Source organism: Salipiger sp. ABN3_019 (assembly GCF_056158605.1).
Genome location: NZ_JBSWTP010000009.1, coordinates 1,368,948 through 1,388,130, shown reverse-complemented (window position 1 = coordinate 1,388,130; position 19,183 = coordinate 1,368,948). Strand labels below are relative to the sequence as shown.

At 65.8% G+C, this 19,183-nt stretch carries 19 protein-coding genes; 4 read left to right on the top strand and 15 right to left on the bottom strand.

What is annotated here, in order from left to right:
* Window positions 1-41: 41 nt before the first annotated feature.
* The 5 genes from ACXAD2_RS14880 to ACXAD2_RS14860 all read right to left on the bottom strand — a co-directional run bounded on the left by ACXAD2_RS14880 (window position 42) and on the right by ACXAD2_RS14860 (window position 4,826).
* Window positions 42-1,820, bottom strand: a complete 1,779-nt coding sequence (locus ACXAD2_RS14880) for an SLC13 family permease (RefSeq protein ID WP_475171542.1) — start codon at window positions 1,818-1,820, stop codon at window positions 42-44.
* Window positions 1,817-2,767: a DMT family transporter gene (locus ACXAD2_RS14875; protein ID WP_475171540.1), complete on the bottom strand. Its 951-nt coding sequence runs from the start codon at window positions 2,765-2,767 to the stop codon at window positions 1,817-1,819. The genes ACXAD2_RS14880 and ACXAD2_RS14875 overlap by 4 nt, the downstream gene beginning before the upstream one ends.
* A complete protein-coding gene (locus ACXAD2_RS14870; protein WP_475171539.1) occupies window positions 2,767-3,579 on the bottom strand; it encodes a TIGR00282 family metallophosphoesterase in 813 nt (270 codons plus the stop codon). Before ACXAD2_RS14870 ends, ACXAD2_RS14875 begins: the two co-directional genes overlap by 1 nt.
* Window positions 3,580-3,759: 180 nt before the next feature.
* Window positions 3,760-4,329, bottom strand: coding sequence for a VCBS repeat-containing protein (locus ACXAD2_RS14865; RefSeq protein ID WP_475171538.1), 570 nt, complete (start codon window positions 4,327-4,329; stop codon window positions 3,760-3,762).
* Between the two features lie 173 nt (window positions 4,330-4,502).
* Window positions 4,503-4,826 (bottom strand): 2Fe-2S iron-sulfur cluster-binding protein, encoded by a 324-nt coding sequence (locus ACXAD2_RS14860; protein ID WP_066105104.1) that lies wholly within the window; start codon window positions 4,824-4,826, stop codon window positions 4,503-4,505.
* A 218-nt stretch (window positions 4,827-5,044) separates the two neighbouring features.
* Between ACXAD2_RS14860 and ACXAD2_RS14855 the strand changes: the two genes are divergently transcribed.
* On the top strand, window positions 5,045-5,578 hold the full coding sequence (locus tag ACXAD2_RS14855; protein ID WP_475171536.1) for a peptidoglycan-binding domain-containing protein: 534 nt from the start codon (window positions 5,045-5,047) through the stop codon (window positions 5,576-5,578).
* Window positions 5,579-5,863: 285 nt separating this feature from the next.
* Window positions 5,864-6,418 (top strand): CHAP domain-containing protein, encoded by a 555-nt coding sequence (locus ACXAD2_RS14850; protein ID WP_475171535.1) that lies wholly within the window; start codon window positions 5,864-5,866, stop codon window positions 6,416-6,418.
* Window positions 6,419-6,529: 111 nt separating this feature from the next.
* On the opposite strand, the gene ACXAD2_RS14845 is transcribed toward ACXAD2_RS14850, so the two are convergent.
* From ACXAD2_RS14845 to ACXAD2_RS14800, 10 genes are all read right to left on the bottom strand, one after another.
* The gene (locus ACXAD2_RS14845; protein ID WP_224899063.1) at window positions 6,530-7,369 is read right to left on the bottom strand and encodes a fumarylacetoacetate hydrolase family protein; all 840 of its coding nucleotides are present in this window, start codon (window positions 7,367-7,369) and stop codon (window positions 6,530-6,532) included.
* A 20-nt stretch (window positions 7,370-7,389) separates the two neighbouring features.
* Window positions 7,390-8,136 carry an SDR family oxidoreductase gene (locus tag ACXAD2_RS14840; protein ID WP_475171533.1) on the bottom strand — a complete coding sequence of 249 codons (747 nt, stop codon included), beginning with the start codon at window positions 8,134-8,136 and terminating at the stop codon, window positions 7,390-7,392.
* 16 nt (window positions 8,137-8,152) lie between these two features.
* A complete protein-coding gene (locus tag ACXAD2_RS14835; protein WP_475171532.1) occupies window positions 8,153-9,343 on the bottom strand; it encodes a UxaA family hydrolase in 1,191 nt (396 codons plus the stop codon).
* Complete coding sequence (locus ACXAD2_RS14830) at window positions 9,340-9,675, bottom strand: UxaA family hydrolase (RefSeq protein WP_066105089.1); 336 nt, start codon at window positions 9,673-9,675, stop codon at window positions 9,340-9,342. Before ACXAD2_RS14830 ends, ACXAD2_RS14835 begins: the two co-directional genes overlap by 4 nt.
* Window positions 9,668-10,003, bottom strand: coding sequence for an L-rhamnose mutarotase (locus ACXAD2_RS14825; RefSeq protein WP_475171530.1), 336 nt, complete (start codon window positions 10,001-10,003; stop codon window positions 9,668-9,670). Before ACXAD2_RS14825 ends, ACXAD2_RS14830 begins: the two co-directional genes overlap by 8 nt.
* A gap of 162 nt (window positions 10,004-10,165) precedes the next feature.
* Complete coding sequence (locus ACXAD2_RS14820) at window positions 10,166-11,443, bottom strand: TRAP transporter large permease (RefSeq protein WP_475171528.1); 1,278 nt, start codon at window positions 11,441-11,443, stop codon at window positions 10,166-10,168.
* An 8-nt stretch (window positions 11,444-11,451) separates the two neighbouring features.
* Window positions 11,452-12,036, bottom strand: a complete 585-nt coding sequence (locus ACXAD2_RS14815) for a TRAP transporter small permease (protein ID WP_066105079.1) — start codon at window positions 12,034-12,036, stop codon at window positions 11,452-11,454.
* 69 nt (window positions 12,037-12,105) lie between these two features.
* The gene (locus tag ACXAD2_RS14810) at window positions 12,106-13,098 is read right to left on the bottom strand and encodes a sialic acid TRAP transporter substrate-binding protein SiaP (protein ID WP_475171526.1); all 993 of its coding nucleotides are present in this window, start codon (window positions 13,096-13,098) and stop codon (window positions 12,106-12,108) included.
* A 55-nt stretch (window positions 13,099-13,153) separates the two neighbouring features.
* Window positions 13,154-14,893 (bottom strand): Ldh family oxidoreductase, encoded by a 1,740-nt coding sequence (locus tag ACXAD2_RS14805; protein WP_475171524.1) that lies wholly within the window; start codon window positions 14,891-14,893, stop codon window positions 13,154-13,156.
* Between the two features lie 203 nt (window positions 14,894-15,096).
* Window positions 15,097-15,576: an acyl-CoA thioesterase gene (locus ACXAD2_RS14800; protein WP_475171521.1), complete on the bottom strand. Its 480-nt coding sequence runs from the start codon at window positions 15,574-15,576 to the stop codon at window positions 15,097-15,099.
* Between the two features lie 312 nt (window positions 15,577-15,888).
* Between ACXAD2_RS14800 and ACXAD2_RS14795 the strand changes: the two genes are divergently transcribed.
* Together ACXAD2_RS14795 and ACXAD2_RS14790 are read left to right on the top strand one after the other, a co-directional pair.
* Window positions 15,889-17,166: an OmpP1/FadL family transporter gene (locus ACXAD2_RS14795; protein WP_475171516.1), complete on the top strand. Its 1,278-nt coding sequence runs from the start codon at window positions 15,889-15,891 to the stop codon at window positions 17,164-17,166.
* A gap of 164 nt (window positions 17,167-17,330) precedes the next feature.
* Window positions 17,331-19,073, top strand: coding sequence for a long-chain-fatty-acid--CoA ligase (locus ACXAD2_RS14790; protein ID WP_475171512.1), 1,743 nt, complete (start codon window positions 17,331-17,333; stop codon window positions 19,071-19,073).
* Window positions 19,074-19,183: the final 110 nt, after the last annotated feature.

Sequence of the window (19,183 nt, the reverse complement as noted above, 5' to 3'; positions counted from 1 at the left end):
GGTTGTGCGCCGCGACGGGCGCCGCGATGGGCGCCCCCGGCTCAGAGCGGGAAGAAGAGCGGGATCAGCGCCGCGGTCAGAATGCCGATTGTGAGGTTCAGCGGCACCCCGACCTTCAGGAAGTCCGAAAAGCGGTAGCCGCCCGGGCCGTAGACCAGCGTGTTGGTCTGATAGCCGATGGGCGTGGCAAAGCTGCAGGACGCCGCCACCATCACCGCCACGACCAGCGGACGCGGGTCGATCCCGAGATGATGCGCAAGGCCGATGGCGATCGGCGTTACCACCACGGCCACGGCGTTGTTGCTCACCGCCTCGGTCAGCACCGAGGTCATCAGGAACACCGCCCAGATCAGCAGCGGCCCCGGCAAGGTCTCGAGCAGCGGCGCGATGGCCCCGACGATCAGTTGCACCGCCCCCGAGGCCTCCAGCGCCGCGCCAATGGCCAGCATGGCAAAGACCAGCGCCAGGAGCTGGCCTTCGACAAAGGAAAACGCCTCGTCGCTGTCGATACAGCGGGTGAACAGCACCACCGCCACGGCGATCACCGCCAGCGCGAGGATCGGCGCGACGCCAAGCGCCGCCAAGACCACGATGCCGCCCATGGCGCCGATCGCCACCGGCGCATGGCCGCGGCGGAAGGCCCGGGCCGAGGGGCGCGCGACATCGACCAGCGCCATTTCTTCGGCGAGGCGTTTGATGTCCTCGGGCGCGCCTTCAAGCAGCAGCGTGTCGCCGACCCGCACCACAAGCTCGTCGATCTTGCGGCCGATGTTCTGGTTCCGACGGTGCACCGCCAGCGGGTAGACGCCGAAGCGGCGGCGCAGGCGCAGTGCGCCAAGGCTGCGGCCCACCATCTTGCAGCCCGGCGAGATCAGCACCTCGACCGTGGTGGTCTCTTTCGCCGACAGCTGGTCGACCCGGCGCAGCGACTTGTTGCGCTGCAGCGACAGAAGCTCGGTCATCTGCGTGCGCAGCACCACCCGGTCGCCGACCTGCAGCTCGACGCCCTCGAGGTTGCGGCGCAGCAACTCGTCGCCGCGCACCACGTCCACAAGGCGCACACCCTCGCGCTTGAAAAGATTGACCCCCAGCACCTCACGGCCCACGAGATCGCTGTCGGGCGGGATCACCGCCTCGGTGAAGAACTTCATGCGCGAGCGGTCCGACAGCATCCCCGCCATCGAATGCCGGTCGGGCAGCAGGAAGCGCCCCACGACGGTCAGGTAAAGCATCCCCCACGCCACGAGGATGATCGCCAGCGGCGTCACTTCGAAGATGCTGAACGGCTCCAGCCCCTGCGCCCGCGCCACACCGTCGACCAGCAGGTTGGTCGAGGTGCCGATGAGCGTGGTGGTGCCGCCGAGGATCGCCGCATAGCTGAGCGGGATCAGCAGTTTCGAGGGTTGCAGCCCCAGCGATTTGGAGATCTGCACGAAGACCGGCAGCATGAGCACCACCACCGGCGTGTTGTTCATGAAGGCCGAGGCGAGGATCACCACCGCCATGATCACCGCCATAGCCTTCTTCGGGCGCTGCTGCACCTGCGCCTGAGCATAGGTGGCGAATGTATCAAGCGCCCCGGTGCGCACCAGCGCCCCCATCACCACGAACATCGCCGCGATGGTCCATGGCGCCGGGTTCGACAGCACCGACAGCGCGTCCTGATAGGGCAGCACGCCGGTGGCCAGCAGGAAGGCGGTGCCACCGATGGCCACAACCTCGGTGGGATAGGTCTCGCGGATGAACAGGACGAACATGGCCAGCACCGTGGCGATCGTCACCCAGGCCTGGGCGGTCTGGCTCAGCTCAAAAATAGTCATGCGGATATGTTGCCTGTACCTGCGCGCTCGGCGCCATTCTTAACGTCTGTTCCGGCGCTTACAAGAAAGCCCCGAGGCCGCGGCTGAACCAGCGCCATCCCTGCCAACATCATGAGCAGCGCTCCCCAGATCGCCCCGGTGTAGCTCTCGCCAAGAAAGAGCATGGCCCAGCAAAGCCCGAAAAGGGTTACCAGATAGGCCACCTGCACCGCAAACACCGCGCCTGCCGCGGCGACCACCGCCACATAGCCCGCATAGGCCAGCGCATGCAGCGCCGAGCCTGCGAGGATCGCCAGATCGGGTGCGCCCCACGGCGGGCGCGGGTCGATGAACTGGCCAGTGATCAGCGCCAGCGGCAGGGCGATTATCGCCCCCAGCGCCGAGGCCCCGGCCAGCAGCTTCACCGGATCGAGCCCGCGCATGCCCCAGCGGCCCACCACATTGCCTTCGAGCGCGTAGAACAGCGACGAGATCAGCGCCACCGGCACCCAGCGCGCCATGCCCGGCTCGGGCAGGCTGGCCTGCGGCAGCACCAGCAGCAACACCGCGCCCAGCCCCAGCGTCAGACCGGCAAGGCGCCGCCACGAAAAGCGGTCGTTGCCGAACAGCAGCGCCATGGGAAAGGCGAACATCGGCACGGCGGAGAGCAGGATCGAGATCAGCCCCGAGGGCAGATGCACCGCCGCGGTGTAAGACGAGATGCCGGGCAGCACCGTGCCCGCCAGCGCCACGAAGAGCAGCAGCGGCAGATCGCCGCGCGCAAAGCGCAGGCTCTGCCCGCGCGCCAGTGTCACCCCGCCCAGCAGCAGCGCGCCAAGCGCCAGCTGCCAGAACAGGATGCCCACATGGCGATAGCCTTCGGACACGGCGGTCTTGGCGAACGGCTGCCCCGCGCCCCAGAGCGCCCCCACCGCGATCAGCGCGAAAAAGGGCCAGGCCCGGCGCATCAGGGTCCGGCCTGCTCCAGCCGCCCGCCCTGGCGCACCATATGCACCGCGGTGGCTTTGCCGGTGCGGTCATCGGTCTCGACCACCACGCCCGACAGCGTCGCCTCGCCAAGCGCGGGCTGGAAGCGGGTCTTGCCCATGCCGGTGACGAAGCGGCGCATGGGCTCGGCCTTGTCCATGCCGATGACCGAATTGTAGTCGCCGCACATGCCCGCGTCGGTCAGATAGCCGGTGCCGCCGGGCAGGATCTGCGCATCGCCGGTGGGCACATGGGTGTGGGTGCCGACGACGAGGCTGGCGCGCCCGTCGCAGAAATGCCCCATACCCATCTTCTCCGAGGTCGCCTCGCAATGCACGTCCACGAGGATCATCTGCGCCTGCCCGCCCAGCGGGTGGCGCCGCAGCACCTCATCCACCGCCGAGAAAGGATCGGCGAAGGCGCGCTTCATGAAGACCTGCCCGAGCACCTGCAGCACCAGCACCTTGCGCCCGCGGCGGTCGGTGAACAGCGCGGCACCGCGCCCCGGCGCCTGCTTGGCAAAGTTCAGCGGGCGGATGATGCGCGGCTCGCTCTCGATGTAGGTCAGCATTTCCTTCTGGTCGAAGGCGTGATCGCCCAGCGTCACCACATCGGCCCCGGCTTCAAGCAGGAGCTTGGCATGGGCGCCGGTGATGCCGGTCCCGCTGGAGGCGTTCTCGCCATTGACCACGACGAAATCGAGCTTCCAGTCGTCGCGCAGTTTCGGGAGGGTCTCGGCGATGGCGGCGCGCCCGGCGCGGCCCATCACGTCCCCAAGAAAGAGTGTTCTCATGCCGCCATGGGTACGCCGCGCGGGCGTGAAAGCAAAGCCCCTTTTGGCGCGGCGCGCTGCCCCGGCGGCGCCCCGGGGGCACGGGTCGGCACGCCTCCGGCGGGCGTATTTGGAAAGAGAAGAAGCGGCGGCGCCGGGCGCGGGACGCTTTCATTGTTCCGCAAATACGCGGCTGCCCCCTCAGCGACAGCGCAGCGCCAATTCAGACGCGTCCAGCGACCACGGGCCAAGATCGCGCAGCGCGATCGCCCCGCCCTGCAGCCGCGCCGCGACGAGCCGGTCGAAGCCGCCATCCGCGAGCACCATCTCGGGGCCCGCACCGCAGTCGCGCAAGCCGCCGGCGATGAAGCTCCAGCCGATGCGGTGATTGCTGAGGCCGGGCTGCGCCGCCACTTCGCGCAGCTGCGGATCGCCCGGCAGGTAGCGCACGACGCGCAGGGTTTTGACCAGATGCGGCCGGTCCACATAGGCCAGCTCGAGCGCGCCATCGCCGTCGAGATCACCGCCGCCAAGCGGCGCGAGCCAGCGGTGGCTCTGGCCAATGAAAGGCGTGGCGGCGCGCAGGCCCTTTGGCGTGTAGAGCGCCAGCCGCGCGCCCTTGGCGAGATCGCTTTCGACCACCAGCGCGGCCCAGCCGCCCTCGGGCAGGGCGATCACCCGCGGCGCGATGTCTTCGAAGACGCGGTGCTGCGGCAGGCGGATCAGCGCAGGTCCCTGCGGCCCATCGAGGCGCAGCGCGCCCCATTCCACCGCATCGCCCAGAACGCCATGATCGTAGCGCGTCGTGGGTTCGGCATAGGCGGCGGTCAGGCGCTCTGCCGCATGGGCCGCGCCAAGGGGGAGGCTCAGCGCCAGCCCCCATAGCAGGGCCAGCGCCGCACCAAAGGCGCGGCTTCCGCCGCGCCGGGATCCGAAGCTGCGGCTCAGATCTGCTTTTCCGGCATCTGCACGACCAGCCCGTCGAGCGCATCGGTGACCTTGAGCTGGCAGGTCAGGCGCGAGCGCGAGGGATCGGGCTCGAAGGCGAAATCGAGCATGTCTTCTTCCATGTCATCCTTCGCGGGCAGCTTCTCGACCCAGTCGGGATGCACATACACATGGCAGGTCGAGCAGGCGCAGGCGCCGCCGCAATCGGCCTCGATGCCCGGGATGCCATTGTCGCGGGCGCCTTCCATCACGGTCATGCCGGTCGCAACCTCGACGACATGCTCGGTGCCGCCAAACTCGATATAGGTGATCTTCGCCATCGGCCTTGTCTCCATCATTCGTTCGGCGCGTTGTAGCGTCCTGCCGGGGCTTGGGTCCAGAGCCCTCGGCACGACATTCCGCGCAGACACATGCAGAGCCACCCGCTGCCCGTGGCGCGGGCACCTCGGGTTGGGCGCAAAGCGACGTGCCCGGCTTTCGCGCGCTTGGGCGGCTTGCTAGGGTTTGCGGCAAAAGACCTCCAGTGAGACCCGAGCCTATGCCCCCGATCCCTCCGCGCCGCGCGGCCCCCGCCCTTCTGGCGCTGCTTGCCGCCTGCGCCGCGCCCGCACCGGAGGCAGGCTCCGCCCTTGAGGCGCCGCTGCCCACCGAGACCGCGCCGGACGGCACCTGCTGGGCGCGCGAGCATGTGCCGGCGATCTACGAGCAGGTCACCGGCGAGGTGCAGGTGGTGCAGGCCGAAATCGCTGAGGATGGCACGGTGATCCGCCCGCCGGTCTATCGCCGCACCAAAGTGCCCAAGCTGGTGCGCCCGCGCGGCGAGATGCGGTTCGAAGCGCCCTGCCCGGCGCAGATGACGCCGGAGTTCATCTCTTCGGTGCAGCGGGCGCTGGACGCGCGGGGTTATTTCCACGGCGCGATCACCGGCGAGATGGATGGGGCCACCCGCGAGGCGGTGGCGCGCTACCAAAAGGAGCGCGGGCTGGAGAGCGCGCAGCTGTCGCTAGAGACCGCAAAGGCGCTGGGGCTGATCGCGGTGGACCTCAGCGAATTGGAGGATTTGGGCGGCTGACTCGGGCTTTGTGTCGCCGCGTCTCTCGCCCCGTCTCTCACCTGGACACGCGCCCGTGACGCGCCTCCAACCGCAATCTGCCCAGTTTTTAGTCAGGACTTGATCAGATCAGGGCAAGGCGAGCGCTGCAAAGCGGAACATAAAAAGAACGGGTGAGCGGATTTTCGCCGGTTCCAAAGTGATCACATTTTCTTCGATTTGTTACAAACAATCGGTTTACCATTCTGCACGAGGCCGCCGCGGCAACAGTGGCGCTGAGCAGACAACAAAAAGACCGAGGGACATATGCGCGTGACAGACGCCACCCCGAAGGCGCGGGCCTTACCGCTCGCCTGCGCACTTCTTCTGATGCTGACCGCTGCCTGCGCGCAGAAACCCGAGGTTCAGCGTCTCTCCGACATCCAGCTTGATCCGTCCCGCCAAGACCTCGCTCTGCGCGAAGTGGCGGACCTGCAGTCGAAGGGCCAGCGCGTCTGGTGCGTGCCCTACGCGCGCAATCTCAGCGGCATCAACATCCGCGGCAATGCCGAGACGTGGTGGGGGCAGGCCAAGGACCTCTACAACCGCGGCAAGCAGCCGGCGGTCGGCGCGGTGATGGCCTTCAGTTCCTCGCGCAAGATCCCCATGGGCCATGTGGCGGTGGTGTCGGATGTGGTCTCGCCGCGCGAAGTGCTGGTCGATCACGCCAATTGGCACCGCAACGAAGTCTCGCTGAAGATGGCGGTGCAGGACGTGTCACCGAACAACGACTGGTCGCAGGTGCGGCTGGAGAGCAATCCGGGCACCTTCGGCAGCCCCTATGCGGTCAGCGGCTTCATCTACCCCCATAAGCTGAACTGAGCCAATTTCGGCATTTCCCGAAAAGACAAAAAGCGCGAGGCCCTGCCCCGCGCTTTTGTTTTTTAGCGAGCGTCTTGCTGGCGGCAGCCCCGAGGGGCCGCCCGCCTATGCTCAGTCGTCAGCGACGCAGATCTGCTTTTGGGTGCCGAGCTTTTCGATGCCCAGTTCCACCGTATCGCCGGCCTTCAGATAGCGCGGCGGCTTGAAGCCGAGGCCGACGCCCGGAGGCGTGCCGGTGGAGATGATGTCGCCCGGCTCGAGCGTGAAGAACTGCGACAGGTAAGACACGAGGAAGGGCACGCGGTAGACCATCGTCGCGGTCGAGCCGTCCTGCACGCGCTCGCCGTTCACTTCGAGCCACATGCCGAGGTTGTCGAAATCGCCCACTTCGTCCGGGGTCACCAGCCACGGGCCGGTCGGGCCGAAGTTGTCAGACGACTTGCCCTTCACCCATTGGCCCGCGCGCTCGGCCTGAAACTCGCGCTCGGACACGTCGTTGATCAGGCAAAAGCCCGCGACGTGATCCATCGCGTCCTCTTCCTTGACGTATTTGGCGGTCTTGCCGATGACGAAGCCCAGTTCGACCTCCCAGTCGGTCTTGACCGAATTGCGCGGGATAATGATCGGATCGTTCGGGCCGCAGATCGCCGAGGTGAATTTGGCGAAGATCACCGGCTCGGGCGGCACATCCATGCCGCTTTCGGCGGCGTGGTCGGCGTAGTTGAGGCCGATGCAGATGAACTTGCGCGTGCCGCCGACGCAGGCGCCATAGCGCTGCTCGCCTTCGACCAGCGGCAGCGAGGCCGGGTCGATCGACTTGAACTTGTCCAAGTCGGTCAGCACATCGCCGGAGAGGTCGGAGACATGCGCCGAAAGGTCACGCAGGTTGCCGTCGGCGTCGATCAGGGCGGGTTTCTCGGCGCCGCGGGCGCCGTAACGTGCGAATTTCATGAGGAGGTCCTTCTAAGGTCTTAAGTGGTCCAGCCGCCGTCGATGACGTGCGCCTGACCGGTGGTGAAACCGGATTCGTCGGATGCAAGATAGGCGACCAGCGCGGCCACCTCATTGGGATCGCCCACCCGGCCCATCGGCTGGCGGCCGATGAAGGCCTTGAGCGCGCCCTCGTAATCGCCGGTGTCGCGCAGACGCTGGTGCAGCGAGGGGCTGTCGACCGTGCCCGGGCAGATGGCGTTGCAGCGGATGCCCTTGGTCACATAATCGGCGGCCACGCCTTTGGTCAGGCCGACGACGGCGGCCTTGGAGGCCGAATAGACCAGACGGTTGACCGGCCCGGTGATCGGCCCCGCTACCGACGACATGTTGATGATCGAGCCGCCGCCGTTCTCCAGCATCCCCGGCAGGAAGGCGCGGAGCATGCGGAACTGCGCCTTGGCGTTGAGGTCGAAGGCAAAATCCCACTCGTCCTCACTTGCCTCGAGCAAGGTGCCCGCGTGCACGATACCGGCGCAGTTGAACAGCACGTTGATGGTGCCGATCTCGGCGGCGAAGGCCTTGATCGCCTCGCCATCCAGCACGTTGAGCTTCTTGGCGGTGATGCCGTCGATCTTGCCAAGCTCTTCGAGCGCCGCGTCATTGATGTCGGTGGCGATCACCTCGGCGCCTTCGGCGGCGAAACGCTCGGCCGTCGCGCGACCGATGCCCTGACCGGCGGCGGTGATCACCGCACGCTTTCCGGCCAGTCTTTGCTGCAGATTCATGACTCCTCCTTTTGCGTCATGCGGCCGGCAGGCAGGCCGGCCCGATAGGTTCGAAACTCTTGTAGGTCAGGATGAACTCCCGATGCCCCAGCGCCTCGGACTTGGTCTGCGCGCCGCCTGCCACGCGGCCCACAAGTTCGAAAATCTCGCGCCCCACCTGCTCGATGCTGCGCTTCCCTTCTATGATGTCTCCGGCGTTGACGTCCATGTCATCAGACAGGTTTCTGAAAGTCTCGGGGTTGGCGCAGATCTTGATGACCGGAGAAATGGCGGATCCGACCACCGAACCGCGCCCGGTGACGAAGAGCGACAGATGCGCGCCGCTGGCGATCATCTCGACGATTTCGGCATTGTCCGAAATGTTGGGAAAGCCGAAACGCACCTCTCCGTCGGGCACCACATCCATCAGATAGAGCCCGCCGCGCGGCGGCACATCGCCGGGCTTGATCAGCCCTGCGATCGGGCTGTCGCCGGATTTGACATAGGCACCAAGGCTCTTTTCTTCGATGGTCGAAAGCCCGCCCGCCGCATTGCCTGCAGCAAAGCTGCCGTAGCCCAGCGTCGCATAATAGCGCTCGGCCTTCTGCACGCTCTCGCGCAGCAGCTGGCCCAGTTCCGGCGTGGCGGCACGCTCGGCCATGATCTCTTCGCAGCCGATAAGCTCGCCGGTCTCTTCGAAGATGCAGGCCGCGCCCGCGTCGACCAGCAGGTCAAAAGCCTTGCCCGCCGCCGGATTGCCCGAAATCCCCGAGGTGCCATCGGAGCCGCCGCAGACCGTGCCGATGATCAGCTCGTCCATGCCCATGGGCACCTGCGGCACCTCGGCCACCTGCGCCAGCGCGCCGCGCACCCAGTCGCGGCCCATGGAAACGGTCGAGGCGGTGCCCCCCGCCTTCTGGATCACCAGCGTCTTGACCGGGCGGCCCGAGTCCGCCACCGCCTTCGAGGCGCGCACCTTGTCGAAGCTCTCGCAGCCCAAGCTGACAAAAAGCACCGCGCCCACATTGGGATGGGTGCACAGGCGCTCCATCATCGTGGCGGCGTATTCATTGGGGTAGCAGCCGGGAAAACCGATCAGCTGCACGTCGTCATCGGGAAACCCCGCGACGATCTTGGAGGCGACGAAATGCGCGCATTCCACCAGATAGGCGACGACGACCGTGTTGCGGATGCCCTTGCGCCCGTCCTGTCTGAGCCAGCCGTTCATTGCGCCACCCCCGCCGAGAGACCGTCGGCGTCCTGCAGCATATGGGTCGGCGTATAGGCCGAGCGGATGTTGTGCACATGCACATGCGCCCCGGCGGGGATCGCCTCGGTCGCGATGCCGATGGGCATGCCGTATTTCAGGATCCGCGCGCCCTCGGCGATGTCGTGGCGGGCGATCTTATGCGCCAGCGGGATCGGGCGAGAGAGCGTGATCTCACCGCCTTCGAGCGGCACGGCACTGCCCTCTTCCACCGCCGCGCGGGCGACCAGAACATTGTCCGCCGGGCTGAGCAGCAGAAACGGGCCAAACATGGTGCTGCCGGGCTTAGTCATGATGAAAGACCTCCTCGGCCTCGGCCCACCATTCGCCCTCTGTACGGGTCTCGAGCGGGCGCTGCAGCGGCATGCATTTCGACCACCAGTCCTGCGTGACCGGATCGGCGGCCATCTTCGCCATGTCCGCGTCGAAGTCATTTCCGACGTACTCGAAATAGGCAAAGAGCAGGTTTTCCGGCTCCTTCAGAAAGATCGAGTAATTGCGGATGTTGCAGGCGGAAATCATCTCCAGAACCTGCGGCCATGCGGCGGCATGCAGGCGCTTGTACTCGGCGATCCCCTCTGGATCGACGGCGATGATCTGGCCGTGACGTTGAACGCTCATCTGGGTCCTCGGCGGCTGGGGCTGACGGAAGGTCCGGGTCTGATCACTCGTGATATTCATATCCGGACATTCTCTTCATATCTAAACTTCAGCCGGTGAGCCTGTCAACGTAAGGCGAAAGGAGGAAAGGCGCGCCGCCCCGCAGGGCGACGCGCAGCTTTGTCAGCGGTAGAGCAGCGTCGGCAGCCACATGGTGATGCCCGGCACGAAGGTGACGAGCAGCAGCACGATCACCAGCGGGATCAGGAACGGCGCGGTGCCCGACAGCGCCCGCTCGAACGGGATGTTGGCCACCCGGCTCAGCACGTAGAGCACCATGCCCACCGGCGGCGTCAGCAGCCCCAGCATCAGGTTGAGCACCACCACCACGCCGAAATGCACCGGATCGATGCCCAGCGTCACCGCCACCGGCAGCAGCACCGGCACGAGGATTGTGATCGCTGCCACCGTCTCCATGAAGCAGCCGACGATCAGCAGGATCAGGTTGATCAGCAGCAGGATCACCCACGGATTGTCCGACGCGCCAAGCAGCAGGTTCGCCGCCATCTCGGGCACCCGGTTCGAGGTGAGGATCCACGCGAAGATCGACGCCGCCCCAACCACCAGCAGCACCACCGAGGTGGTCTCGATCGTGTCGTAGCTGACGCGGATCAGCCGGCGCAGGGTGAGCGTGCGATAGACCACCGCGCCAAGGAACATGGCATAGGCACAGGCGGCCACGGCGGCCTCGGTCGGGGTGAAGGCGCCCGACAGGATGCCTCCGACGATGATCACCGGGGTCATCAGCGACAGGAAGGCGCGCTTGAAGCTGTGGCCGAGGATCTTCATCGCGAAGGGCTGGTCCCGCGGGAAGCCGCGACGCCGGGCGAAGAAGGCCACCATCAGCATCAGCGCCACCGCCATAACGAGGCCGGGAATGAAGCCCGCGGCGAAAAGCTGGCCGATCGAGGCCCCGGCCACCACGCCATAGATCACCATCGGCAGCGACGGCGGAATGATCGGCCCGATGGTCGAGGAGGCCGCGGTGATGCCGACCGCGAAGTCGGTCTTATAGCCCGCGTCGCGCATCGCCTTGATCTCGATGGCGCCAAGCCCGCCCGCGTCGGCCACCGCCGCGCCGGACATGCCCGCGAAGATCACCGAGGCGCCGACGTTCACATGACCGAGCCCGCCGCGCATCCAGCCGACCAGCGCCAGCGCAAAGTTGAAAATCCGCTCGGTGATCCCGGCGGTGTTCATCAGGTTGCCCGCAAGGATGAAGAACGGCACGGCAAGCAGCGGAAAGCTGTCGACCCCGTTCACCATTCGGTGCGCCACCACCATGGGCGGCACGGTGCCCGACAGGATGAAGGCGAGCGACGCGCCCGCCAGCGCGATGGCCACCGGCACGCCCAGCACGATGAGCACCAGCAGCAGCACGAAAAGAAGTGTGATGGTCATGGTGGATCCTAGTCGATGGCGCGGACGTCGTCCGCATGGGCTTCGGGATCGATGAGCCGGCTGGTGCCGCTCGACAGGTGCCGCAGACCGTTGATCGCGGAAAAGAGCGCCATCCCGGCGAAACAGACCGCGACGAACCAGTAGACATAGGCCTTGGGCACATCGATCGAGACCATCATACCGCCGGTGCGCGTGGCCAGCTGCCCCGACAGATAGGCGAGCGTGGCGAAAAAGCCTGTGGTGATCAGGTCAATCACCCCCTGCATCACCCGCCGCAGCGGACGCGGCGCCCAGCGGTAGATGAATTCCACCGCGATATGGCTGTTCTTGCGCGCCGCCATGACCGATCCGGCGAAGGTCACGCCGATCAGCAGGTAACGGGCGATCTCTTCGGTCCAGCCCAGCGAGTCGTTCAGCACATAGCGGGTGAAGAACTGCAGGAAGACCACCAGCGCCAGCACCCAGAACAGGCCCAGCACCAGCGCATCCTGCCAGCGGATGTCCGACAGGTCGATCTCGGCCGCATCCTCATCGGCGAGATGGAGGCTGTGATCCTCGGGGCCGGGCTCTGCCGGTTTTGTGTCGTCATACATCAAAAGCGCCTCGAAATATGAGGGGCGCCCGACCGGCGGCTGCCGGCCGGGCCTTTGCATCGGATCGGATCAGCCGCCGATGGCCTGCAGGCGGTCGTAGGTCTCCTGATCCCAGGTCGCCATGTCGCCGTTGTGCATGACCTTCACCGCTTCGATGAACGGGCCGCGATCCACGTCGTTGACCGTGACGCCCTGCTCGGTGAACCAGTCTTGCAGGCTGTTCTCGGCGTCGATCACCTGCTCGGTGGCGCAATCCGCCGCATCATCGAGCACGGTCTCGAGCGCGCCCTGATCCTCTTCGGAAATGCTGGTCCAGGTCGGCCCGCCGACGATGGTCAGCAGCGCGTCGGTGATGTGGCCGGTGAGGTTGATGTTGGACTGCACCTCATAGAACTTCTTGGCCTGAATCGTCGGCAGCGGGTTCTCCTGCGCGTCCACCGTGCCCTGCTGCAGCGCCAGATAGACCTCGGCAAAGGCGATCGGCGTCGGGTTCGCGCCGGTGGCTTTCGGGAACATCATATAGAGCGGCGCATTGGGCACGCGGATCTTCAGACCGTCCATGTCGCCGGGGGCGGTGATCGGCGTGTTCGAGGTGACATGGCGCAGCCCGTAATAGGTGAGCGAGGTCACATGGTTGCCGGTGGCGTCGGTATAGCCTTGGGTCAGCTCCGAGAAGAGGTCGGAATTGCGGAAAGCGTCCCAATGGTCGTAGTCGCGGAACATGAAGGGCGCGCCGCCGATCGCCAGCGGGCCGTAATAGCGCCCGGCGAACAGCTGGCCGGTGTAGATGATGTCGACCGTACCAAGGCTGAGGCCCTCGTTGATGTCCGACTCCTTGCCCAGCGTCGACGCCGGGAAGACCTCGATGCCGAGGCGGTTGTCGGTGGCCGCCATCAGCGCGTCATTCGCCGCCACGGCGCAGGTGTGATAGGGCTCGGACGCCTCGTAGACATGCGCGAATTTGAGCACGCGCTCGGCCTGCTGCGCGGTTGCGGGCAGCGCCGCGGTGAGGGCCGCCGCAGCGGTCGTCAGAAGTGCCACCGTCTTGGTGATCCGGGTCATTTGGTTCTCCTCCCTAAATTCCCAAAATGTCGGTCCGCTTGCGACACGGACCCTTTCAGCCGCCCACCACCTCCAATGGCGGGATGCCTTTCTCGGCGGCGAAGCGCCCCAGCGCCTCGACCGCGGTCTGATCGAGCGTCATGCCATGCAGCTTGCGCCGCGCGGCCTCGGCCCACTCCCGGTCGCCCGCCGCCATGACCTCGGCGCCCTGCGCGGCTTTCGAGCCGCGAATAGCGTCGCGGTAGCGACGGATGGTGCCGGTGAAGATGTCGAGCCCGGCAAACGCCGCCGGGTCAAATGCCATGACGAAGGCTCCAAGCCCCCGCGGCGTTTCCATGTCGTCGGAAATCATGCCGGGCAGTTCGAAGCTCAGCGGCGCGCCCGACAGGGCGGTGCTGAGGATCTCGGAAATGCCCGCAAGCCCCGCGCCCTTGTAGCCGAACTCGCCACCGAGCGGTGCCAGCATGGCGGCCTGCTCGGGGTCGGTGACATTCTCGCCCCGCCCGTTCGAGGCGGTGTCCGCAGGCAGTTCGATCCCCAGAGCGCGGCTCAGCTGCACCTTGTTGAAGGGGATCGCACTGGTCGCCATGTCAAAGAGCCACGGCTCCTGCCCCTCCCCCGCCGGTCCGGCCATAGAGATCGGGTTGGTGCCGTGAAAGGTCTCGGCGCCGCCGTGGAGCCGGACAAAACTGTCGGAGTTGCAAAAGCAGAACCCCAGCAGCCCGGCGTCGGCGATGGCCTTGGCATAGGCCCCCGCCGCCCCGAAATGCGAGCTGCCGCGGATTGCCACCGCCCCCGAACCCGAGCCGCGGGCCAGCGCAATCGCCTTGTCGACAGCAGCATAGGTGGCCCGCGCGCCATGGGCATCATTCCCATCGAGCAGCGCCGCCCCGGCGCTTTCGGACACGAAGCGCAGCTGCGGCGCGGGATTGAGGCGGCCCTTGCTGAAGCCTTCGAGGTAATGCGGCAGCAACCGATAGCCGTGCGTGTCCACCCCCAGCGCCGAAGCGTGGCTCAGCGCGCGGATCACCGCAGCGCGGGTCTCGGCATCGCAGCCCGCAGCCTCCATGGCGGCCTCCGCAAAACCCTCCATCTGCGCCTGCATCACCCGCGCTGGCGGGCGTGGCGCGGCGCTGGCCCCCTCCTGCGCAAGATAGTTCTGCGTGGTGTCGCGGATATGGCTGCGCAGCAGGGCCGCGGCCTCGTCGGTCTGGCCTGCGGCAATCAGGTCGATCAGCTGCTCATGCTCGGCAAAGGAGCGTTCGTTGAGTTCCGGCTCGCGGCTCAGCTTGTTGCGCAGCGCCTGAATGCGGAACGACAGCATGTGATGCGTCTTTTCCAGATAGACGTTGCCGCAGTCGGCAAAGATCGCGTGGTGAAACTCATTGTCGAGCGCCTTGTAGCTGCGTGCGTCCTGCCCCGAGAGCGCGTCGCGCATCCGCGCGGCGATCTCGCGCAGACGCCCCGAAAGCGGCAGCGCCCGCCGCGCGATCGCCAGCCGCAGCGCCTCAAGCTCCAGCATTTCGCGCAGCTCACCAAGGCTGCGGATATCGTCCAGAGACATCTCAAACACCCGCGGGCTGCGGTTCGGGCTGAGGGTGATCATCCCCTCGCATTCAAGCTGCACCAGTGCCTCGCGCACCGGGATTTTCGACATGCCGAGCGTCGCCGCCATTTCGCTCTCGCGCAGCACCGCCCCCATGGGCAGGTCTCCGGCGATGATCTGGTCACGAATGGCGTCGCGGGCACGGTCGGACAGCTTCTGCGCGGGATCGCGCTGAACGGTTGCATCCACGGTCAAGTCTCCTCCACTTGGCCAAACGGTATATGGTATACCAAAGCTGCGTCAACTGTGATCTTACGCCGCGGCAACACATTGCCCGCCCCTGCCCCCTGAGGCGGCCCTGGTCGGGCTGCGCAAAAGAAAACGCCCCGCCGAAACGGCAGGGCGCTGCAAAGGGCGCAGGGCGAAGCCCGTCCCCGCGGGGACAGGCAGCGTCAGATCTCGCCTTCGGCGGCCTTGCGCATTTCCTCTTCGAACTGGCGGCGCAGTTTCTTGCGCATCCCGGCGGCGTGGTGGCGCTTTTTCTCCAGCTCGTTTTCGACCTTCAGATCCGGCACCTCGGCCGGCTTGCCGTCGTCATCCACCGCCACCATGGTGAAGTAGCAAGAGTTCGTGTGGCGGCGGGTGCCCTTGCGGATATCCTCGGCCTCGACGCGGATGCCGATCTCCATCGAAGTGCGCCCGGCATGGTTCACGCTGGCGCGGAAGGTGACCAACTCGCCCACGTTGATCGGCTGCTTGAAGGTCACCTGATCGACCGAGAGCGTCACCGCGTAGCGCCCGGAAAACCGCGAGGCGCAGGAAAAGGCGACGCGGTCGAGCAGGTTGAGCAAAGCCCCGCCGTGCACCTTGCCGCTGAAATTCGCCATGTCGGGCGTCATCAACACGGTCATCTCTAGTTTGCGCGGGTCCATCGCTTGCTCCGTCACTGGCCTGAACTTCCTGAATTTCCTGAACTTGGCGGAGATAGTCCCAAAAGGGCTCCGAAGCACAGGGCTATCATGGACGTTAGGGCAGCTGCCGCAATATTCCGAAACGGGCGATGGATTTGTGCCGCGCTGTGGCATGGGAATACACAGGGCCAACAGGCGTACACCCGCTGACGCCAAGCGCCGCGAAGTTGACCAAGGGTACCCATTACGTAAACTTGTTGACGCATTCGTAAGGCAGCGCTACCAAGAACCACGGACTTCAGAAATCCGATCGTTTTTAGGGAGGAGCGATCAATGTCTGAATGCGTGAAGCATTCCGCTATTGTGGCGGCGGGAGCGCTATGTGCGTTACTGCCATTAACGGATCGGGCACATGCAGCCGGGTTCCAATTACGTGAAATGAGCGCCGAAGGTGTGGGCTCTGCCTTTTCCGGATCGACCGCCAAGGCGACCGATCTTTCGACCATCTATACCAACCCCGCCGGGATGATGCGTATTCCGGGGGCGCAGGCGCAGTTCGATCTGAACTATGTCGCGCCGACCATCGAGTTTTCGGGCAATGCTGGCGTGGCCGGCTTCCAATACTCGGGCGGCAACGGTGGCAATGCCGGCGAAGGCACGTTCGTGCCGGCGTTTTACGGGCTGTTCGACATCAGCCCGACGGTCAAGGCGGGTATTTCGCTGACCGTGCCTTTCGGTCTGTCGACGAAATATGACGACGACTGGAAAGGCCGCTATTTCGCCATCGACAGCGAGATTCAGAACCTCGTTCTGACCCCGAGCATCGCATGGCAGGCGACCGAGCAACTGTCGCTGGGCGCCGGTATCCAGATCGGCCATGCCGAGGCGACGCTGTCGAACGCGCTCAACCTGAGCACGCTTGGCCTTGGCGACGGCAAATCCGAACTGACCGGCGACGGTTGGGGCTATGGCTTCACGCTAGGCATGCTCTACGAGGTCTCGCCGACAACCCGCGTCGGCCTGAGCTACCGCTCGCAGGCGAAATACACGCTTGAAGGCACGGCCAAAATCTCCGGCGTGCCGGATGCGGTCGCGGGGATGGTGCCGGCGCTGAACAGCTCGGATGCCGAGGCCGATGTCACCATGCCCGACATCGTCTCGATCGGCGGCTATCACGAGATCAACCCGCAATGGGCGGTGATGGGCGATGTGTCGTGGACCAATTGGTCGACCTTCGAAGAACTGCGCGTGAAGTTCGACGATGGACGCCCGGACAGCGTGACCGAAGAGAAATGGCACGATTCCTGGTTCGTCTCGCTGGGGGCCGACTACAAACCGCGCGAGAACCACACGATCCACTTCGGCATCGCCTACGATCAGAGCCCGGTGCCGGACTCGCACAGAACGGCGCGCATCCCCGATGCCGACCGCTACTGGGCGTCGCTGGGCTACAGCTATGAGTTCGCTCCTGATCGGGTGATCAACGTCGGCTACACGCGTATCTTCTTCGACGAAGCGGATATCGAGGAAACGACGGCCTTCGGGACGCTCGACGGCACCTATGAAGGCCATGCCGATATCCTGAGCGCCAGCCTGACCTACCGGTTCTGAGCCGCCGCCGGGCCCCGCGCAGGCGCACTTGAGGCGCAGCGCGGGACCCGGAAGGCGCCAGCCGATCCACAGAATAGAGACGTGTCTTGCACCTCAAGACATGCCCCCAAAGTCCGCGCCCTGCGAGCGCCGGACCTGCTGCCCTGTACCCGGAGCCCATGCTCATGTGTCCAAATGCCATCGCGCCTGACGAACTGATGCCGACCGGAGAGGCTGGCGCTGCGCCTGCGCCCTCTCGGCATCCCACGGCGCTTGCGGGCGCCTATGCCCGCCCCATACCCGCGCTGCTCGACGAGGCCGTGCGTCTGCATGGCGACCGCCCGGCCATGCATTTCCTTGGGCGCCGCTACAGCTATCGCGAGCTTGGCGCGCTGGTCGACCGCGCCGCAGCGGGCTTTGCCGAACAGGGCGTCACCAAGGGCGTCCGCGTCGGACTGTGCCTGCCCAATGTGCCCGCCTTCGTCATCTGCTATTTCGCCGTGTTGAAAGCCGGCGGAACGGTGGTGAACTTCAACCCGCTCTACGCTCCGCGCGAATTGCAGCATCAGGTCGAGGACTCGGGCGTCACGCTCATGGTGACCACCGATCTGGCCGGGATTTATCCCAAAGTGGCGGCGCAACTGGGGCGCGGGTCGCTGAAGCGGCTGGTGATCTGCCCGATGGCCGAAATGCTGCCGCCCCTCAAAGGCCTGCTGTTCCCGCTGCTCAAACGCCGCGATCTTGCGCGGGTGCCCAAGGATGCGCGGCATCTGCGGTTCCGGGAGCTGATCCGCAGCGAAGGCCCGCTGCGCGCGGCCCCGATCACCCCCGAGACCGATCTTGCGACGCTGCAATACACCGGCGGCACGACGGGCCTGTCCAAAGGCGCGATGCTGACCCACGCCAATATCGTCGCCAACGCCGAGCAAATCTTTCAGCGGCTGCCGGACCCCAAAATGGGCGAAGAGCGCGTGCTCGCGGTGCTGCCGCTGTTCCATGTCTTCGGCATGACGGTGGCGATGAACCTCGCCGTCCGCATCGCCGCCGAGATCATTCTGGTGCCGCGTTTTGACATCAATGGCACCATCAAGGTGATCGAGCGCCAGAAGCCGACGCTGTTTCCCGGCGTGCCGACCATCTACACCGCGATCAACCATGCGCTGGAAAAGCGCGCGGCCAATCTTTCCTCGCTGCGCTGCTGCATCTCGGGCGGCGCCCCCCTGCCCGGCGAAGTGCGCCGGGCGTTCGAGACGCTGAGCGGCTGCCGCCTCGGCGAAGGCTATGGGCTTTCGGAAAGCTCGCCGGTGGTCTGCTGCAACCCGCTCGACGGCAGCGCGCGCGACGGCTCCATCGGCAGGCCGCTGGCGGACACCCAGGTGGAGATCCGCGACCTCGACGATCCGACCCGGATTTGCGGCCCGCATGAAAAGGGCGAGCTTTGCGTTCGCGGCCCGCAGGTCATGCAGGGCTATTGGAACAAGCCCGAGGCCACCCGCGACACCTTCATCGAAGGTGCGCTGCGCACCGGCGATGTGGGATATGTTGATGAGGACGGCTTTTACTTCATCGTCGACCGGATCAAGGACATGATCCTTTGCAGCGGCTACAACGTCTATCCTCGGGCCATCGAGGAAGCGCTCTACCAGCATCCGGCGGTCGCCGAGGCGGTGGTGATCGGCGTGCCGGACGACTATCGCGGCAGCGCGCCCAAGGCCTTCGTCGTGCTGAAGACGCCGCTCGACGCGCCCGAAGACGCGCTGCACGGCTTCCTGAAGGATTACCTCTCGCCCATCGAGATGCCCAAGCAGATCGAGATTTGCGAGAGCCTGCCCAAGACCCTCGTCGGCAAGCTGTCCAAGAAAGAGCTTGTCGAAGCCGAACGTCTGCGCGCCGAAACCGCCCAATCCGGCGGCACGGTGGCGTCATGAGCTACGTAAACGAGATGACGCGCGCGGAAAGGCCTATCCACGGCCCGCTCCACGGTGGTAGAATTTTTGGTGAGGTGCGGGCAGCGCTTTCGCCTAACCCTTTGCTGCGC

Coding starts and splice junctions, on each gene's coding strand:
- ACXAD2_RS14825 (WP_475171530.1), bottom strand. CDS start 10,003: ATGAGCGTTCAACGTCACGGCCAGATCATCGCCGTCGATCCAGAGGGG.
- ACXAD2_RS14810 (WP_475171526.1), bottom strand. CDS start 13,098: ATGACCCGGATCACCAAGACGGTGGCACTTCTGACGACCGCTGCGGCG.
- ACXAD2_RS14795 (WP_475171516.1), top strand. CDS start 15,889: ATGTCTGAATGCGTGAAGCATTCCGCTATTGTGGCGGCGGGAGCGCTA.
- ACXAD2_RS14835 (WP_475171532.1), bottom strand. CDS start 9,343: ATGAACGGCTGGCTCAGACAGGACGGGCGCAAGGGCATCCGCAACACG.
- ACXAD2_RS14880 (WP_475171542.1), bottom strand. CDS start 1,820: ATGACTATTTTTGAGCTGAGCCAGACCGCCCAGGCCTGGGTGACGATC.
- ACXAD2_RS14875 (WP_475171540.1), bottom strand. CDS start 2,767: ATGCGCCGGGCCTGGCCCTTTTTCGCGCTGATCGCGGTGGGGGCGCTC.
- ACXAD2_RS14850 (WP_475171535.1), top strand. CDS start 5,864: ATGCGCGTGACAGACGCCACCCCGAAGGCGCGGGCCTTACCGCTCGCC.
- ACXAD2_RS14860 (WP_066105104.1), bottom strand. CDS start 4,826: ATGGCGAAGATCACCTATATCGAGTTTGGCGGCACCGAGCATGTCGTC.
- ACXAD2_RS14800 (WP_475171521.1), bottom strand. CDS start 15,576: ATGGACCCGCGCAAACTAGAGATGACCGTGTTGATGACGCCCGACATG.
- ACXAD2_RS14840 (WP_475171533.1), bottom strand. CDS start 8,136: ATGAATCTGCAGCAAAGACTGGCCGGAAAGCGTGCGGTGATCACCGCC.
- ACXAD2_RS14855 (WP_475171536.1), top strand. CDS start 5,045: ATGCCCCCGATCCCTCCGCGCCGCGCGGCCCCCGCCCTTCTGGCGCTG.
- ACXAD2_RS14820 (WP_475171528.1), bottom strand. CDS start 11,443: ATGACCATCACACTTCTTTTCGTGCTGCTGCTGGTGCTCATCGTGCTG.
- ACXAD2_RS14790 (WP_475171512.1), top strand. CDS start 17,331: ATGTGTCCAAATGCCATCGCGCCTGACGAACTGATGCCGACCGGAGAG.
- ACXAD2_RS14870 (WP_475171539.1), bottom strand. CDS start 3,579: ATGAGAACACTCTTTCTTGGGGACGTGATGGGCCGCGCCGGGCGCGCC.
- ACXAD2_RS14815 (WP_066105079.1), bottom strand. CDS start 12,036: ATGTATGACGACACAAAACCGGCAGAGCCCGGCCCCGAGGATCACAGC.
- ACXAD2_RS14830 (WP_066105089.1), bottom strand. CDS start 9,675: ATGACTAAGCCCGGCAGCACCATGTTTGGCCCGTTTCTGCTGCTCAGC.
- ACXAD2_RS14845 (WP_224899063.1), bottom strand. CDS start 7,369: ATGAAATTCGCACGTTACGGCGCCCGCGGCGCCGAGAAACCCGCCCTG.